Here is a 15,481-nt window from a genome sequence, read left to right on the forward strand (position 1 = left end):
CTCTGATGGCGCGGCGAAAATGCCGCGCCGGTTTTTTAGACAGGCGACAGATGCAACCTCTTCAACCCATAAAGAACAGTACGAGGATTATCCTCGGCATCCTGTTCTTCGTGCTGTTTTTCTCCGCCTGGGGCTTTGCCACGCTGGGCGGCTTCGTGTCGCCAACCTTTCTGGCCGACCCCATTACCATGCTGAAGGACGGCATCTATCTTCTGACCGATCAGGGGTTTGCCAGCGATATCGGCATGACGATCTGGCGCGTGGTGGGTGGTTTCGTGCTGGCGTCGCTCATTGCCGTGCCGGTTGGCATCGCCATGGGAGCTTATAAGCCCATCGAGGCGCTGCTTGAACCCTTCGTCTCCTTCGCACGCTATCTGCCGGCTTCCGCCTTCGTGCCGCTCCTCATTCTCTGGGCCGGTATCGGCGAGATGCAGAAGCTGCTGGTGATTTTCATCGGTGCAGTGTTCCAGATTATCCTGATGGTGGCCGTGGCTGTCGCCGGCACGCGACGGGATCTGGTGGAGGCAGCCTATACGCTGGGCGCGAAGGACCGGGGCGTGGTGCGTCGTGTCCTCATTCCCGCCAATGCGCCCGATATTGCCGAAATCCTCCGCCTCGTTCTCGGCTGGGCCTGGACCTATGTCATCGTGGCGGAACTGATCGGCGCATCCTCGGGTATCGGTTATATGATCATCAACAGCCAGGCGCTGATGGCGACCGGCCAGATCATCTTCGGCATCATCGTCATCGGCATTATTGGCCTTATTTCGGATTTTGCATTCAAATCGCTGAACCGGAAGCTTTTCGCCTGGAGGCTTGCCTGATGAGCGAACTCGTTATCAAGGGCGTCAGCCGCACCTTTCCCGGCGTTCAGGGCGGGCAGCCGACGCTGGCCTTGCAGCCGACGAATCTGGAAATCCCCCGCAATGATTTCGTCACCATCCTCGGCCCGTCGGGATGCGGGAAATCAACCCTGCTGCGCATCATCGCCGGTCTCGACCGTCCGACAACGGGCGAGGTATTGTTGTCGGGCAAGGCGGTGACGGGCCCGGGGGCGGATCGCGGCATGGTGTTCCAGTCCTACACGCTGTTTCCCTGGCTGACGATCCGCGAAAACGTTGCTTTCGGCCTTCGTGAGCGCGGCGTGGCCGAGAAGGAGAAGTGGGAGATCGTCGATAGCTATATCGACAAGGTCGGCCTGCGCGGCTTCGAAAACCATTGGCCGAAACAATTGTCCGGCGGCATGCAGCAGAGAACGGCGATCGCCCGCGCTCTGGCGAACGGCCCGAAAATCCTGCTGCTCGATGAGCCTTTCGGCGCTCTCGACAACCAGACGCGCGGGCTGATGCAGGAATTGTTGCTCGGTATCTGGGAGCGGGAGCAGAAGACGGTCATTTTCGTCACCCATGATATCGAGGAGGCGGTCTTCATGGCGTCGCGTGTGGTGACAATGTCCGCAAGGCCGGGCCGCATCAAGTCCATCACTCCGGTCGACCTGCCGCATCCGCGCCACTACACCGTGAAGGCCAGCCCGGAATTTTCTGAGCTGCGCGCCAAGCTTACGGAGGAAATACGCAGCGAGGCGATTGCCGCCGCTGCCCATGGATAGTTGATCCAGCAAAAGGGGAGGATGGAAGTATCGGGATGAGGAGCACAGGCGCCGATCTTCAGGAGAAATCGCTGCACGAGCGCATCCGCAATGATGTCGAGCGCCACATCATGTCGGGCGAATGGCCGCCGGGATACCGTATTCCCTTCGAACACGAGATGACCCGGCAATATGCCTGTTCGCGCATGACGGTGAACAAGGCTCTCGGCGAACTGGTGCAGCGAGGCCTGATTGAAAGACGCCGGCGTCTCGGCACTTTCGTTCGTCAGCCCCATGCGCAATCAGCCGTGCTGGAGATCCATGACATTGAACGGGAGGTGCAGGCGCTCGGTCTCGTTTACGGTTATCGTCTCGACAAGCGACATCTGCGCCCTGCAGGGGAAAAAGACGGCGCAGCCATGGCCCTTGCGGCCGATGCCCCGGTTCTGCAACTCACCTGCACGCATTTTGCCGGCGGCGTTCCCTTTTGCCTTGAAGAGCGCATCATCAATACAACCGCCGTTCCAGAGGCGGAATTTGCCGATTTTTCGCAGGTCGGGCCAGGAACTTGGCTGCTGAAGATGGTGCCCTGGAGCGCTGCCGAACATCGTATCAGCGCCGTTTCCGCCGACCGTAAAAATGCGATGGCGCTGGGTATCGCTTCCGGTGCGGCCTGTCTGGTCATCGATCGGCGGACCTGGCATGGGACGGACTACATAACCCGCGTTCGGGTCACTTATCCCGGCGATCGACATGCGCTCGTTGCGCAGTTTTCACCGTCACAGAACAGCTGAAGACCGTCGATCGGTCAATTTTTTGTAAAGAAGAGTTTACGGGTCGTCTTTTGGCAATATAATAGTTGTCAAAAGAACTCAGGTTTATTATCGGAACGTCAAGCTTTCGCGACGGTATCCGTTCATGGCCCCGGTTTTCAGGAACCGGCCAATCTGCGGATGAGTTCATCGACGGAAATCCGGGATAAAAATTATGTCAGCTGAGACCTCAACTTCTTCCGCATCTTTCAACAGGGCAAACACAACACGGCATCTCTCTCTTGCCATGGCTGTCACCTTGCTGGCCGGCTTAAGCGCCGGCGCGGTTTTCGCTCAGACGGCGCCGGAAGCCCAGACGCAGCCCACGCCGCAAACGGAAGCGGTTCAGCCCGCCCAGCCTGCAACACCGAGCGCTCCGGCCGCCGCGCCCCTTCCGCCTTCGACGACTGCGTCGGAACAGCCGGCCGCTACCGCACCGTCGCAGCCCCAGCCTGCACCCACGCAGCCCGCGACAGATACCGTGCCGCAGCCGACGCAGACCGAGCAGCCCGCGCAGGCGAACCAGACGGCCGCGCCGAATGAAGCCGCGACCCCGATAGAGCCTGTCAGCGCTGCGCCCGCAAGCGCCGAACATCGTGCGGATATCCCGCACAACCTGTCTCCCTGGGGCATGTTCATGGCGGCGGACTGGGTCGTGAAGGGCGTGATGATCGGTCTTGCCTTCGCATCGCTGGTCACCTGGACGGTCTGGGTGGCAAAATCGATTGAGCTTGCGGGTGCGCGGGTGCGCGCCGGCGCGACGCTCAAGGTTATTCGCAGGGCAAAAACCTTGAACGAGGCCACCGAGGCCGTCGAAAAGAAGGGCGGCCCGGCAGCGTTGATGCTGCGCATGGCAACCCATGAAATGCAGCTTTCCGATGCGGTGGTGGAACACACGGATGGCGGCGGTATCAAGGAACGTGTCTCCTCGGCCCTGTCGCGTATCGAAACCCATGCCGGTCGCCGCATGTCGCGCGGAACGGGTGTTCTGGCGACCATCGGTTCCACCGCCCCCTTTGTCGGCCTGTTCGGCACCGTCTGGGGCATCATGAACTCCTTCATCAGCATTTCGGAATCGCAGACCACCAATCTCGCCGTTGTCGCGCCGGGTATTGCCGAGGCGCTGCTGGCGACCGCCATCGGTCTCGTTGCCGCTATTCCGGCCGTTGTGATCTACAACGTCTTTGCCCGCTCCATCACCGGATACCGTCATCTGCTGGCGGATGCCGCAGCCGGCGTGGAACGCCTTGTCAGCCGCGACCTGGATTTCCGCCGCATTCCGCCGGGCAGCGCAAGCAAGCCCGCCGTGTCGCTGGTTGGACGGTGATCGGTCATGGCTGGCGGCATTCGCGAAAATAGCGGAGACGATCTCTCCGAAAACCACGAGATCAACGTCACGCCCTTCATCGACGTGATGCTTGTTCTGCTCATCATCTTCATGGTGGCCGCACCGCTCGCCACCGTCGACGTGAATGTCGATCTGCCGGCATCCACTGCCAAACCGGCGGAGCGCCCGGAAGAGCCGCTTTATCTGACGGTCAAGGACGATCTGTCGCTCAATCTCGGAAATGATGCGGTTGCCCGCGAAGCCTTGGCGGCCGCCATCGACCGGCAGACCGGCGGCAAGAAGGATACGCGCATCTTCCTGCGCGCCGATAAAGCGGTCGATTACGGTCACTTCATGGAAATCATGAACCTGCTGAGAGATGCCGGCTATCTGAAGATCGCCCTTGTAGGGCTGGAAAACGCGGCTGCCGCATCGCAGCCCGCCGTTGGCCAACCAGCACCGGCGGGGCAGGGAACCGCGCCATGAGTGAAAACGGCTATCCGCAGGCCCGGCATTCCCGTCTCGGGGAAGTGATGCTGTGGTCCGCCGCGGCGGTGCTCATGCTGAGCGTTCATGCCGGGTTTGCCTATTATCTGATGCAGGAGCCCGAGGAGGTGAATGCCGGTGGGCCACCGCCTGCCGCGATCATGATCGAAATGGCGGCGATACCGGAAGCCGTCCACACCGAAGAAACGACGCAGGCGCAGGATGTCGAAGACGCCGAAGAGGTGAAGAGCGACAGCAGCGAACCGGTCGAGGAAGCAGCCCCGGAAGAGCCGCCGCCACCCGAGCCGGTTGCGGAAACGCCGCCCCCGCCAGAGCCGGTGCAGCCGCCTGAACCGCCGGTCGAGGAGATCGTTGAACCGCAGGAAATTCCCGAACCCGTGGAGCCGGTCGATCCCGTTCAGGAGCAGATGATGGCGGAACTCGAAAATGTCGAGGTTCCCTTGCCCGTCATACGGCCTCCGCCGCCACCTGTCGAAAAAAAGGTGGAAAAGAAAGAGCCGGAAGAGAAAAAGAAGGTCGAGCGCCAGCGTCCCAAACCGCAGCAGGCCTCGGACTTCCGCGAAACGGCGAAGGCAGAAGCCCAGCAGTCAGACCGAACTGCTGCATCGCGCAGCAATGCCGGCTTCTTCTCGTCCTCGTCTGCCTCACCGGCGAAATGGGGATCGAAGGTCCGTTCGCATATTCAACGGCGCAAGCCCCGGTCTCTGCGCAGTGATGCTATGACGGCGACAGTTCGTTTCAGGGTCAATGATGCTGGCGCCATCAGCGGGGTCAGCGTTGTGCAGTCCACAGGCGATTCCTCTATCGACCAGCAGATTGCGGCATGGATTGAGAGCGCGTCACCTGTGCCTGCTCCACCTCCGGACGCAAACAAAACGATCACACTGCCGATCAGCATCCGCTAGGCCGCCTGCTTAAGTCACCCCTTGGGTATGCTCACTATTCCTCATGCGCGGCCCGTTTGGGCATGAATAACATTTCACGAATGTCTTTGATGGTGTAGGTCTTATCGACTTCAAAAGCAGAGGCATTCCGGAATGAAATTCTCAATCGCAGAGGCGGAGGATCTCGTATCCTCTATCTTTCAGCGCAATGGCGTTCTGCCGCAAAACGCCCTTTCGGTAGCGAAGGCGCTTGTCGCCTCCGAGGCGGCTGGCCAGGGTGGCCACGGTTTTCGTCGCATCCCCGTTTATGTCCGTCAGGCGAGGGTTGGAAAGGTTGATGGCAAGGCGCGTCCGGTGGCGACGCGCGTGAAGCCGGGTCTGCTCTCCATCAACGCCAACCACGGTTACGCCTATCCGGCGATCGATTGCGCCCTTGAGGAATTGCCTGAAATGGCGCGGCAGCAGGGCATCGCGCTTGCAGCGATCCACCGCTCTCATCATGCGGGCGTCATGGCGCTGACCGTCGAGCGGCTCGCCGAAATGGGCCTTGTTGCACTCATGTTCGCCAACGCGCCTGCATCCATGGCGCCATGGGGCGGCAGTAAACCGCTTTATGGAACCAATCCAATCGCCTTCGCCACCCCTGTCGGTGGCGCCGATCCGCTGGTCATCGATCTCGCGCTCTCCAAGGTCGCTCGCGGAAAGATCATGGCCGCCCGCCAGAAGGGTGAAACGATACCCGGCGACTGGGCGCTCGACCGAAACGGCCGGCCGACGACCGATCCCGAAGAGGCAATAGAGGGAACCATGGTGCCTGCAGGCGAGGCCAAGGGTGCTGCGCTGGCGTTGATGGTGGAAATCATGGCCGCTGCGATTACCGGCGGAAACTTCGCATTCCAGGCTTCTTCCCTTCTGGACGACAAGGGTGCCCCGCCCTCTCTCGGCCACACGATCATCGCGATCGACCCAGTGTCGTCAGGTGGAGCGGCCTTTACCGAGCGGCTGGCGCTTATCGCCGGCGAGATAGAAAAGCAGGAAAATGTGCGTCTGCCCGGTCGCCGCAGCCAGGGTATTCGTAAACAGGCGCTGGAAAGCGGCATCGTGATCGAAAGCGATATCCTGGCCGAAATTCAATCGCTCTAAAGTCTCCAGAATAATAAAACCCGGCGGGTCGAATAGGACCCGCCGGGCAAACCGTAAATGGCTGCTTTGCATCTGCGTCGATAGGGGGGACATCATGTCCAGCCCGCTTTTGGTCCGCCATCCCGCCATTGATATGGAAGGATTGTGACGCAGAAAGCCGCTCATTCGGTTTTCAGCTTATGGGAGGGGACGTTCGCGTAAGCCTGGATTGTGCAGGTGGCGATTATGCGTCCTGTTCGATCAAGCCGCGCAGCAGTGCGATGCTGACGGCATTCAGCAGATTGGCCGCGCCCAGCCTTTGTCGCACGCGTTCAAGAGTATCCTTCACGTCTGCTTCGTCCGCACCTGTAATCAACGCGACGTGGGAGGGATGCTTGCCTCTCGCGACCAGCCCGAGATATTGCCGCTCGAGTTCCGAAAGGATGATTTCGCGTGTCTGGCGATGTTCATGCGGCGTATTTGAAGACATTTTCTTTCAGCCTCAAAAGAGATTGACCTTCCCGGGGCGCGATCAGGCAATGATTTACTCCCCGAAACCAGCTCGTTAACCGCTCTGTCTACACGCGAACAGAAACGTTAGTTTCGCCAACAGGTTTCATCCGGCATCGGGAATTATGCAGTAAAAGGCCGCCTTCGCAGCCAGCCGATCCCGGCGTAGACGCTCTATTCTGGGCATTGAAGGGAATTGCGACACCGATATCGCCGGAGACCATAATCGGTTCGGCGCGAAGGCAACTTCAAGGCTCTGGAATGTTTTTCGTCACACCCTAAGGATATGCGGCGCTCTAATAGACGATGCGCTGCATCGATAGAATAACATCGCGCGCCAAGTTTTTCGTTTTATTGTTATGTTTCGGCACATGTTGCGATGATAGGCGACATATTTCTTAAATTAAATGCGTCATTCCGAAATATTGATGCCGTCAACATGTATTATCCGGCGGAATGATGCGCGTGTTTCTTGCGAATGTCCGTGGGTGTCGCCCCGAACCAGCGGGAAACGGAACGCGAAAACGCACCTGGCGTCGAATAGCCAAGTCTGTAACTGATGTCGGATACCGGAAGATCGCTTTCCACGAGGAGTTTATAACCGGCGTTTTTGCGAATGGCATCCTTTATCTCGTTGAGATTGGTGCCGAGCTCAGCGAGCCGCCGTTGAAAACTCCGCTCCGACAGGTTGAAATAGGGAGCGATCTCGCCGAGCGAAAGCTCGGCATCAGAGAGCCGCATCTGCATATAACGCTTCACCTGATCGATGAAATGGGTCGCATCCGCCGATGTTTCCGGTCGCAACATGCGGCATTGCAGATTCATCAGCTCGAACAGCCGCTCATCCGCATTCGGATTGACCACATCGAGAAGTGATACCGGAAGACGCATGGTATGGATCGGCTGGGAAAAACTGACGCGTCTGGTCATTCTTTCTTTAAATAGCTGAATATTATTCGGTTTCGGCCGCTCCAGACCGATCTCGATCTGATTGATGCGATCTCCGAGAATATCACGGAGGCGCTGTACCAGGACGGCGAGCGACAAATCCACATATTGATCGCGTTTGGCAATCACCGGTGAGAAGGACCACGACAGGGTTACCTGCGTGGCATCCGTTACCATGGTGAAATTGCTGTTATTGGTGGCGTAATAAACATGGTCCTGAAGAAAACGCAGGAACGCCCTTACCGTTGGTGCGCTGATCAGCCCATATCCGAACGCGCCGGATGCACCCGCTGGAAAGGTGGAGGCGCATTGCAAACCGAAGGCGTCATCGCCGGAAATCAGTGCGCAGGTTTCGAGCAGACGGGAAAATCTATCGAGGCTGATGCGTTCCGTCAGGCTGCTGAATGTGGCTTGATCAATATCAAGAGCTTTGCAGATGGGAGCGATATCGATGCCCCTTGACCGGGCATAATTGCTGACGCCGGCAGCCAGGCCGGCCACCACACTTATCTCGTCACTGACCCTCTTTTCAGGCATCCCTCGCCTTGGCGCACCATGTTTGGAAATTGTCGCCTGATGGTAAGCCCTGAGACAGCGTTTGTCGAGCAGCCCGGCTGCGGGATTCTAAGTACGGCTGGAGCCGAGACTTTGCTCCAATAGCTGCATGATGGTTGTGCCGGCATCTTCGATTGCGCCGCTATTATCGACAGTCGTCACGTCGAAGTCCCCGACGACCGTCAGAGAGCTGCGTTCCAGCCGCCGGAGAATATCTTCCCGGCTTTCCCGCCCACGCTGCTCCAGCCGCCTTGCCAGCACGTCCGGCTGTGCGACGATGTTCACGACCTTGAGACGGGAAAAGGCGGTGCCGAAATGGGGCAAGGCAGAACGTGAGCCGTTGGCGATGACCACGTCTCCCGCGTCGAGATGATGATAGACGGCAGCCGGTATTCCGTATTTCAGCCCATGCGCCTCCCAGGAAACTGCGAATGCGCCTGCATCTTTCAGGCGGTTGAATTCGTGCATCGAAACGGCGTCGTGATTTTCACCGCCCGCGTCGCCGCTGCGGGTAATGACGCGACGCGTAAAGTGGAAACCCGGCCGGCCGGAAAGCTGGGTCGCCGCAAAATCCATCAGCGTGTCCTTGCCGGCCCCGCTCGGGCCGACAACCACGATCATCGTACCGGGCGATTGTTCGCGCCGGTTATCCTGCCCATCGTCGGTCATGCCACGCGCTTGCCCTGACGCCAGACGGAACGGGCGACCGGCACGCCATCTTCACGGTGAACGCGGACCAGATCGGCCCGCAATCCCGTCGCAATACGACCGCGATCAACAAGGCCAACCGTCCGGGCGGGCGTGGCGGTGACCATGCGCAGCGCTTCCGGCAGGCTGATGGCTTCCACCTGGTCGGCAAGCAGGAACGGTGCGAAGAGCAGGCTGAACGGCACGTAGTCGGAAGAAAGAACATCCAGCACGCCGATCTCGGCGAGATCGCGGGCGGCGATATTGCCGGAATGGGACTTGCCACGGACGATGTTCGGCGCACCCATCAGCACGCTCATGCCGGCGCTGTGCGAGGCTTTTGCGGCTTCGACGCTGGTCGGGAATTCCGCCAGCTTCACGCCGTGGCCGATCGCTTCGCCCACATGCGCTTCGGTGGCGTCGTCATGGCTCGCAACGGTGATGCCACGCTCGGCGCAGCGGGCGGCCAGATAATCGCGGTGCTTGGTGGAATATTCCGCCGATGCGGCCTGCCGGCGACGCACGAATTCGGCGAAGGCCTCGTCGCTCAATCCGCGCTTCTTTTGATAATAGAAGATATACTGATCCATGGACTGGAACTGGCGCTGACCCGGGGAGTGGTCCATCAGCGAAATCAGCCGCACGCGCGGATCCGTTTCAAAGTCTTCGAAATGTTCGAGCACATCGGCGGAGGCCACTTCGCAGCGCAGATGCAGCAGGTGGTCTGCGCGCAGGCGATTCTGATCCGCTGCCGCCTCGATGGCGTCAGCCATTTCCCGCATTTCGCCCTTCTTGAAGCCGCCATCCTCATCCGAACCAAGCCGCAGGCAGTCGAACACGGTGGTGATGCCGGAGGCGGCCACCTGCGCGTCATGCGCCTGAATGGCGGCGATCTTGTCCCAGATCACGCCGGGACGCGGCGAATAATGCTGTTCCAGATGGTCGGTATGCAGTTCCACCAGACCGGGGATCAGAAAGTCACCTTCAAGGTCTTCACCGGTTTTGGAGGCACCCTCGTTGATATCGGCAATCTTGCCGTCGCGGATCAGGACGGATCCCAGAATAATATCGTCTTCCAGAACGATACGGGCATTGGAAAGGGCGTGCTCGGTCATGGGTTCGCATCTTTCTTTGGTGGCTGGCCAAGGGGGTGCCAGCTATGAACGGTAAAGGGTGCGCCGCGCGTTTCTTCAATGAACAAGGCGAGGCCGGAAATGGTGAGAGGCTTGTCAACGAATTCGGAAAACTTCGCCGAAAGCACCTCTTGCATGGCGGGCTGTTCGGTTTCATCGATGCGGCCGGTCAGCGTCATGTGAAAACGGAAATCGTCCATGACATGCGGATAACCCCAGAGTGACAGATTTTGCCGCTGGCTTTCCGTCAGCATCTGTGGCCGCCGACGGGCAATATCGGTCTCCGAGAGGGGTGCGCGAAACCGGTCGAAATGGTCGACGATCTCGGCGGCAAAATCCTGCAGCGGCTGATAGATGCGGTCCGGGACCAGTGCGTAAAAGGGCCCTAGCGCACCGACAACGACGCGCGGAATCTCGAAGACGGACTGGCTGGCCGCGAAATCTTCAAAGGCCGAGAGCAGTTCCGCTTCGCTGTATTTTTCGGCAAGTTCGAAAGGAGCCTTCAGGGTCGCGTGGAAACCGTAGCGGCGAGGCTCCTCCGTCATATCGGCATAGTCGTCGTGGTCGTCATGCAATGTGCCGGAAAATGCATTGCGGCCCAGCCATCGTGACGCTGCCTCGGTCAACGGATGATCTTTAGCCGGAGAAAAATAGATGGCGTAGCGCACGGCAAGCACTCTTCAGTGTCATGGGAAACCAGGGATGAGAAGCTATTTGGCGTGACTCGCCCGCTTCCCGCAAGGTCAGGAGTGCGAGGTAATCGGTTTCCGTGACAGAATGATGATGCGAACGGAAAAAAGCGCAATCGAAATGCAGCAAATCTTCAGAATACGCCGAAGACGCAGAAGGACATGACGAGGCGGTGCGGCTGGCAGAAATAAGGACTGTGCGAGTGTCCTGATGGGATGACGACCGTCGTTGCGACTCTCGTCATCCCACCCCATCAAAGCTCAGTGCTGTGTTTTGCCGATCAGGCGCGAACGCAGTGAATTGGAGATATGGTCGAACAGGAAAACGACCAGGAGAATAAGCAGAACCATATAGGCGACCTTGTCCCAGTCGGCATTGGTGCCCATTGCTTCCAGCAGCTTAAGACCAATGCCACCCGCACCCACCGCACCGATGATGGTGGCGGAGCGCGTGTTGCTTTCCCAGAAATACAGCGATTGCGAAATGAAGACCGGCAGGACCTGCGGCAGCACACCGAAACGATTGACGGCAATCGGGGATGCGCCGACCGATTTGACGCCCTCGCGCTGCTTGTCATCGACATTCTCCAGCGCCTCGGCATAGACCTTGCCCAACGCTCCGGTATCGGTGAAGAAGATCGCGGCAATGCCGGGGATCGGTCCGGGGCCAAAACTACGGGTGAAGAACAGCGCCCAGATCAGCATGTCTATCGAGCGAAGGAAGTCGAACAGGCGCTTCATGCCCCAGTTGGCGGCCTTGTTGGCAGTGATGTTGCGTGCGGCGATAAAGGCGAGCGGCAGGGCGACGACTGTGCCGAACAGGGTGCCGACGAAGGCCATGACCAGTGTCTGCATCAGCTTGGAAAGAATATCCGCATGTTGCCAGACGCTGTTGTCGAGGAAATCATCGACCATGTGGCCGATATTGGAGCGTTCGGGATCGAGTCTTTCTCCCCACAGGGCGAGAGCGGCGAGTTCGCCATAACCCTTGCCCCAGAATTCCGATTTGGTGTCGAACAGGAAGTTCGCCCATCCGAGGAAGCGGCGCTGCACATAGACCTGGCTGGTGCGGATTTCGGCCTGACCGGCAAAACCGTAATGCACGAGGACTTTCTTGCCGTCCTGCTGGATTTCGACGGGAAGACCCGGTGGTGCGACCGCTGCATCGTCATTGATGATAACGGGGTAGCTCTTGCCGTCGACATAAACATCCACCCGTGTCGTCGTCACGTCGAGGCGGTTGTCCGAGCCCGCATAGACGACGCTGTAGCCGCCATCCGGCAAAGGCTGCAGCCAGTCGATCTTTGCATCTGTGGGATATTGACCGCGGCTCGACCATTGCGGCTGAACCTTGCCGTCTTCGAAACGAAGGCGCGGCTGGGCGCGCCAGGAGTACCAGTCCTGAATATAGCTCGAGGCGCGATCCCAGCGGCCCTGCATGAAAGCCGGACCGACATTGAAAAAGAAAAAACAGCCGATGAGATAGACGGTGACGGCGAGAAGGCCGACGAGCAGACCATATCGCTGCATGAAACTGCGGTTGAACACTTGCGGATGTGCGGCCGTCAGTCTTTCGCGGTCGGCGGTGTTGAGAATGAAGCTGGACGACATCAGGCCGCTCCCCGTCCGAATTCAAAGGATTGTTGGCCGATCAGCCTGCGGCGCAGCCAGCTGGAAAACTGGTCGACGGCGATGATGGTGATCAGCAGAAGGATGATGATGGCATAGGTCTTCGACGCATGATCGTTTCCGATCGACAACCGAAAGACCTCGCCGATACCGCCGCCGCCGACCGCACCGATGATGGTGGAGGCGCGCACGTTGATTTCGGCACGCAGCAAAGCGTAGGAGACGAAATTGGGCAGAACCTGCGGCACGATGGCGAAACGCACACGCTCCAGCCAGTTGGCGCCGGCGGCGCGCAGGCCCTCATCCGGCTTCATGTCCGCATTTTCCACCACTTCGAAGAAGAGCTTGCCTAGCGCACCGATCGTGTGGACCGAAATCGCGATGATCGCCGCGATCGGACCGATCGACAGGATGGCGGTGAGCAGCCCGGCAACGACGATTTCCGGAAAGGCGCGCAGCACTTCCATCACCCGGCGCACCACCCAGCGCACGAGGCCGGCGCCGACGAGATTGGTGGAGGCGAAGAAGCAGAGCACGAAGGCGAAGCCTGTACCGATGATGGTCGAGACGAGTGCGATGTTGAGGGTAATGATCAGCTGGTAGATGAAATGCGGTATGTAGAAACTGTCGGTGACGTAAACACGATCCGCAATATAATTATATTTCATCGAGCCGTTGTCATAGGGCGAGGGCAAGTCGAACATCGCCCGGACGATTTCCATCGGACTGTCGGGCACAAAGGTTTTCATGAAATCGAAAAAATACGGCAGGCGCTCGAAAAACTTGCCTGAATTGGCAGCATTGGCGAAATTCAGCGAGGCGGCGAGGATGACGAGAAAGATCACGAGCGAAATGACGGTATAGATCCGCCGCGTCGCAAGCTGCTGTTGATAGTGACGCATGACCGTCTGGGACGATGCGCTCAATCCCTCGGGCGAGAGGGTACCATGGTGCAGTGTGGTCGCCATGCCGCTTTTCCTTTATTGGCGAAAGCGGCGGCGCCGCAAGGCACCGCCGCTTCCGGATATGATCTGAGAATCAGCCGCCGATAACGGACTTACGGGCGTCGATGATCGTCTGATAGAAGGACGGATCGACCTTGATGTAGGCGGTGTTCTTGCCCTGCGTGTAACCCTGGAAGCAGGCGAGGTCCTTCTTCGGCAGTTCCATGAAGAAGTCTTCGACCTTTTTCTTCATGCTGTCGCCGAGCTTGTTGGCGACCATCAGCGGGCCGTTCGGGATCAGCGGCGACTTCCAGACTTCGACGATATCGTCCATGTCGAGGTTGCCCTTCTTCACCATCTGGTGAAGGTTGCCGCCGGAATAGCCCTCTTCCCACTTGCCAACGCCCGAACCGAAGGTGGTGCCAACGTCGAACTTCTTGTCGAGAACGGCGAGAACGAGGTTCTCATGGCCGCCGCCGAAGCCGGTTTCAGCGAAAAATTCCTTGATCGGCGTGCCGGTTTCCTTCGGGATGGCGACGTTCGGAACGAGGAAGCCGGAAGTGGAGTCAGGGTCGGCAAAGCCGATCTTCTTGCCCTTGGCGTCTGCCAGCTTCTTGATGCCGCTGTCCTTGCGGGCAACCATGATGGTGTAATAACCGCTGGAACCGTCAGAACCCGTATAGGTCAGGATCGGATCGACGGCCTTGGGGTCTGCGAGCGCGATCTTGGCGTAGGAGGACGCGCCCATGGAGGCGATGTCGATGGTGCCGCCGAGCAGGCCCTGGATGACGCCGTTATAGTCCGGCGACGGGAAAACCTGAACTTCGGAAACGCCGGTCGCGGCCTTCAGGCCATCGGCAACGCATTTCGTGCTGCGGATCATGTCGGCTTCGTTTTCGGAACCGTCGAGACCGATGCGCAGAACCTTGACGTCCTGAGCCATGGCGGAACCGGCCAGAACGCCAAGGGCGACTGCCGAAAGAAGGACTTTCTTCAACATGGACTTTCTCCTGTTTCCCGGCGAGCCGGAGTTTGTTGTGAAGTATCGGCCCTTGACGCGGGCGCAAACGATGCTGAGCGGTTCCTCAGAGCCCGGCGAGAGCGAGCGGTTCGGGGCCGGCAGATTGCTGCACCGGACGCGCGGCAAGCTGCGCGCCGGGAATGTTGATGCTGGTTGAGGTCATGGTCTCGTCGATGCCGGAGCCTTGAGAATCGGTTCCGTAAATCTCCGTGACGGCCGCAGCCGTCAGTTCGGCGGGCGTTCCGTCGAAGACGACGCGGCCCTGAGACATGCCGATGATGCGTTCGCAATAATTGCGCGCCGTATCCAGCGTATGCAGATTGGTGATGACGGTGATGCCATCGCGCTCATTGATGTCGCGCAGCGCGTCCATGACGATCTTGGCGTTCAGAGGGTCAAGTGAGGCAATCGGCTCATCGGCCAGAACCATCTTCGGAGACTGCATCAGTGCACGCGCAATGGCGACGCGCTGCTGCTGGCCGCCGGAAAGCGTGCCCGCCGCCTGCATGGCCACATGCTCGATACCGAGCCGCTCCAGCGCGGCGATAGCCATCAGCCGCTCTTCATGGGTGAAGATGTTGAACAGGCTGAGCGCCGTCGAACGGTGATTGAGGCGGCCCAACATGACATTGGTCAGCACGTCAAGACGCGGCACCAGATTGAACTGCTGGAAGATCATGGCGCAGTCGCGCTGCCAGTTGCGGAGCGCCGCGCCCCTCAACGCCGAAACTTCCGTGTCGTTGAAATGAATGGAACCCGAGGAGGGATCAACGAGGCGGTTGATCATGCGCAGCAGCGTCGATTTTCCCGCACCCGAGCGTCCGATCACGCCGACCATCTGACCTTGCGGTATCTCGACATCAACGGAATCGACCGCAGTGTGCTTGCCGAAACGGCGCGTGACTTGCTTCAGGTGAAAGCTCATTTCCCCGTCCAATCTTCTTTTGACGGGGTTCGACGTAGCAGCGGTGCGTGAAGTGGGGATGTCAGTTTGATGAATAAAATATTACAGATTTCCCCGGGCTTGGCGTCCACCTGTTCGCCGACGAAGCTCTCGGGAGGCATGTCAGGGCGTTGCAATTCGCCGGCATTTTAGAGTGTATCGACAAAAATCCCGGGGTTTCG

Annotated in this window: 16 protein-coding genes; 7 read left to right on the forward strand and 9 right to left on the reverse strand. The window is 59.1% G+C overall.

All coding sequences use genetic code 11. The features are described from left to right. The first annotated feature begins 50 nt into the window (after positions 1 to 50). The 7 genes from WDZ78_RS13780 to WDZ78_RS13810 all read left to right on the forward strand — a co-directional run bounded on the left by WDZ78_RS13780 (position 51) and on the right by WDZ78_RS13810 (position 6,261). Positions 51 to 824 (forward strand): ABC transporter permease, encoded by a 774-nt coding sequence (locus WDZ78_RS13780; protein WP_020011223.1) that lies wholly within the window; start codon positions 51 to 53, stop codon positions 822 to 824. After that, positions 824 to 1,609, forward strand: coding sequence for an ABC transporter ATP-binding protein (locus WDZ78_RS13785; RefSeq protein ID WP_020011222.1), 786 nt, complete (start codon positions 824 to 826; stop codon positions 1,607 to 1,609). Before WDZ78_RS13780 ends, WDZ78_RS13785 begins: the two co-directional genes overlap by 1 nt. 35 nt (positions 1,610 to 1,644) lie before the next feature. Then, positions 1,645 to 2,382, forward strand: a complete 738-nt coding sequence (hutC, locus tag WDZ78_RS13790) for a histidine utilization repressor (protein WP_020011221.1) — start codon at positions 1,645 to 1,647, stop codon at positions 2,380 to 2,382. A gap of 193 nt (positions 2,383 to 2,575) precedes the next feature. After that, positions 2,576 to 3,727, forward strand: coding sequence for a tonB-system energizer ExbB (exbB, locus tag WDZ78_RS13795; RefSeq protein WP_425673332.1), 1,152 nt, complete (start codon positions 2,576 to 2,578; stop codon positions 3,725 to 3,727). Between the two features lie 6 nt (positions 3,728 to 3,733). After that, complete coding sequence (gene exbD / locus WDZ78_RS13800) at positions 3,734 to 4,213, forward strand: TonB system transport protein ExbD (protein ID WP_425673333.1); 480 nt, start codon at positions 3,734 to 3,736, stop codon at positions 4,211 to 4,213. Next, positions 4,210 to 5,139 carry a TonB family protein gene (locus tag WDZ78_RS13805; protein WP_425673334.1) on the forward strand — a complete coding sequence of 310 codons (930 nt, stop codon included), beginning with the start codon at positions 4,210 to 4,212 and terminating at the stop codon, positions 5,137 to 5,139. The genes exbD and WDZ78_RS13805 overlap by 4 nt, the downstream gene beginning before the upstream one ends. Before the next feature lie 132 nt (positions 5,140 to 5,271). After that, on the forward strand, positions 5,272 to 6,261 hold the full coding sequence (locus WDZ78_RS13810) for an Ldh family oxidoreductase (RefSeq protein WP_425673335.1): 990 nt from the start codon (positions 5,272 to 5,274) through the stop codon (positions 6,259 to 6,261). A 223-nt stretch (positions 6,262 to 6,484) separates the two neighbouring features. Here the strand turns inward: WDZ78_RS13810 and WDZ78_RS13815 are convergent, their stop codons facing one another. The 9 genes from WDZ78_RS13815 to phnC all read right to left on the reverse strand — a co-directional run bounded on the left by WDZ78_RS13815 (position 6,485) and on the right by phnC (position 15,281). After that, positions 6,485 to 6,730, reverse strand: a complete 246-nt coding sequence (locus WDZ78_RS13815; RefSeq protein WP_425673336.1) for a transcriptional regulator — start codon at positions 6,728 to 6,730, stop codon at positions 6,485 to 6,487. Positions 6,731 to 7,194: 464 nt separating this feature from the next. After that, entirely contained in the window at positions 7,195 to 8,235 is a 1,041-nt protein-coding gene (locus tag WDZ78_RS13820; RefSeq protein ID WP_425673337.1) for an AraC family transcriptional regulator ligand-binding domain-containing protein, read from the reverse strand. Between the two features lie 87 nt (positions 8,236 to 8,322). Continuing rightward, on the reverse strand, positions 8,323 to 8,922 hold the full coding sequence (gene phnN, locus WDZ78_RS13825; protein ID WP_425673338.1) for a phosphonate metabolism protein/1,5-bisphosphokinase (PRPP-forming) PhnN: 600 nt from the start codon (positions 8,920 to 8,922) through the stop codon (positions 8,323 to 8,325). Continuing rightward, positions 8,919 to 10,055, reverse strand: coding sequence for an alpha-D-ribose 1-methylphosphonate 5-triphosphate diphosphatase (locus WDZ78_RS13830; RefSeq protein ID WP_425673339.1), 1,137 nt, complete (start codon positions 10,053 to 10,055; stop codon positions 8,919 to 8,921). Before WDZ78_RS13830 ends, phnN begins: the two co-directional genes overlap by 4 nt. Then, positions 10,052 to 10,750: a DUF1045 domain-containing protein gene (locus WDZ78_RS13835; protein ID WP_425673340.1), complete on the reverse strand. Its 699-nt coding sequence runs from the start codon at positions 10,748 to 10,750 to the stop codon at positions 10,052 to 10,054. The genes WDZ78_RS13830 and WDZ78_RS13835 overlap by 4 nt, the downstream gene beginning before the upstream one ends. A 273-nt stretch (positions 10,751 to 11,023) precedes the next feature. Beyond that, on the reverse strand, positions 11,024 to 12,373 hold the full coding sequence (gene phnE / locus WDZ78_RS13840) for a phosphonate ABC transporter, permease protein PhnE (RefSeq protein WP_425673341.1): 1,350 nt from the start codon (positions 12,371 to 12,373) through the stop codon (positions 11,024 to 11,026). After that, positions 12,373 to 13,359 (reverse strand): phosphonate ABC transporter, permease protein PhnE, encoded by a 987-nt coding sequence (gene phnE, locus WDZ78_RS13845; RefSeq protein ID WP_026363831.1) that lies wholly within the window; start codon positions 13,357 to 13,359, stop codon positions 12,373 to 12,375. Before phnE (WDZ78_RS13845) ends, phnE (WDZ78_RS13840) begins: the two co-directional genes overlap by 1 nt. Before the next feature lie 70 nt (positions 13,360 to 13,429). After that, a complete protein-coding gene (gene phnD / locus WDZ78_RS13850) occupies positions 13,430 to 14,335 on the reverse strand; it encodes a phosphonate ABC transporter substrate-binding protein (protein WP_003524413.1) in 906 nt (301 codons plus the stop codon). A gap of 85 nt (positions 14,336 to 14,420) precedes the next feature. Further along, positions 14,421 to 15,281: a phosphonate ABC transporter ATP-binding protein gene (gene phnC, locus WDZ78_RS13855; RefSeq protein ID WP_425673342.1), complete on the reverse strand. Its 861-nt coding sequence runs from the start codon at positions 15,279 to 15,281 to the stop codon at positions 14,421 to 14,423. Positions 15,282 to 15,481 lie beyond the last annotated feature (200 nt).

The organism is Agrobacterium sp. M50-1 (genome assembly GCF_049843495.1).
GTDB lineage: Bacteria > Pseudomonadota > Alphaproteobacteria > Rhizobiales > Rhizobiaceae > Agrobacterium > Agrobacterium radiobacter.

Excerpts from the sequence above, each read along its gene's own strand:
- WDZ78_RS13780 (WP_020011223.1), top strand. The coding sequence starts at position 51 with ATGCAACCTCTTCAACCCATAAAGAACAGTACGAGGATTATCCTCGGC.
- WDZ78_RS13785 (WP_020011222.1), top strand. The coding sequence starts at position 824 with ATGAGCGAACTCGTTATCAAGGGCGTCAGCCGCACCTTTCCCGGCGTT.
- hutC (WP_020011221.1), top strand. The coding sequence starts at position 1,645 with ATGAGGAGCACAGGCGCCGATCTTCAGGAGAAATCGCTGCACGAGCGC.
- exbB (WP_425673332.1), top strand. The coding sequence starts at position 2,576 with ATGTCAGCTGAGACCTCAACTTCTTCCGCATCTTTCAACAGGGCAAAC.
- exbD (WP_425673333.1), top strand. The coding sequence starts at position 3,734 with ATGGCTGGCGGCATTCGCGAAAATAGCGGAGACGATCTCTCCGAAAAC.
- WDZ78_RS13805 (WP_425673334.1), top strand. The coding sequence starts at position 4,210 with ATGAGTGAAAACGGCTATCCGCAGGCCCGGCATTCCCGTCTCGGGGAA.
- WDZ78_RS13810 (WP_425673335.1), top strand. The coding sequence starts at position 5,272 with ATGAAATTCTCAATCGCAGAGGCGGAGGATCTCGTATCCTCTATCTTT.
- WDZ78_RS13815 (WP_425673336.1), bottom strand. The coding sequence starts at position 6,730 with ATGTCTTCAAATACGCCGCATGAACATCGCCAGACACGCGAAATCATC.
- WDZ78_RS13820 (WP_425673337.1), bottom strand. The coding sequence starts at position 8,235 with ATGCCTGAAAAGAGGGTCAGTGACGAGATAAGTGTGGTGGCCGGCCTG.
- phnN (WP_425673338.1), bottom strand. The coding sequence starts at position 8,922 with ATGACCGACGATGGGCAGGATAACCGGCGCGAACAATCGCCCGGTACG.
- WDZ78_RS13830 (WP_425673339.1), bottom strand. The coding sequence starts at position 10,055 with ATGACCGAGCACGCCCTTTCCAATGCCCGTATCGTTCTGGAAGACGAT.
- phnE (WP_425673341.1), bottom strand. The coding sequence starts at position 12,373 with ATGTCGTCCAGCTTCATTCTCAACACCGCCGACCGCGAAAGACTGACG.
- phnE (WP_026363831.1), bottom strand. The coding sequence starts at position 13,359 with ATGGCGACCACACTGCACCATGGTACCCTCTCGCCCGAGGGATTGAGC.
- phnD (WP_003524413.1), bottom strand. The coding sequence starts at position 14,335 with ATGTTGAAGAAAGTCCTTCTTTCGGCAGTCGCCCTTGGCGTTCTGGCC.
- phnC (WP_425673342.1), bottom strand. The coding sequence starts at position 15,281 with ATGAGCTTTCACCTGAAGCAAGTCACGCGCCGTTTCGGCAAGCACACT.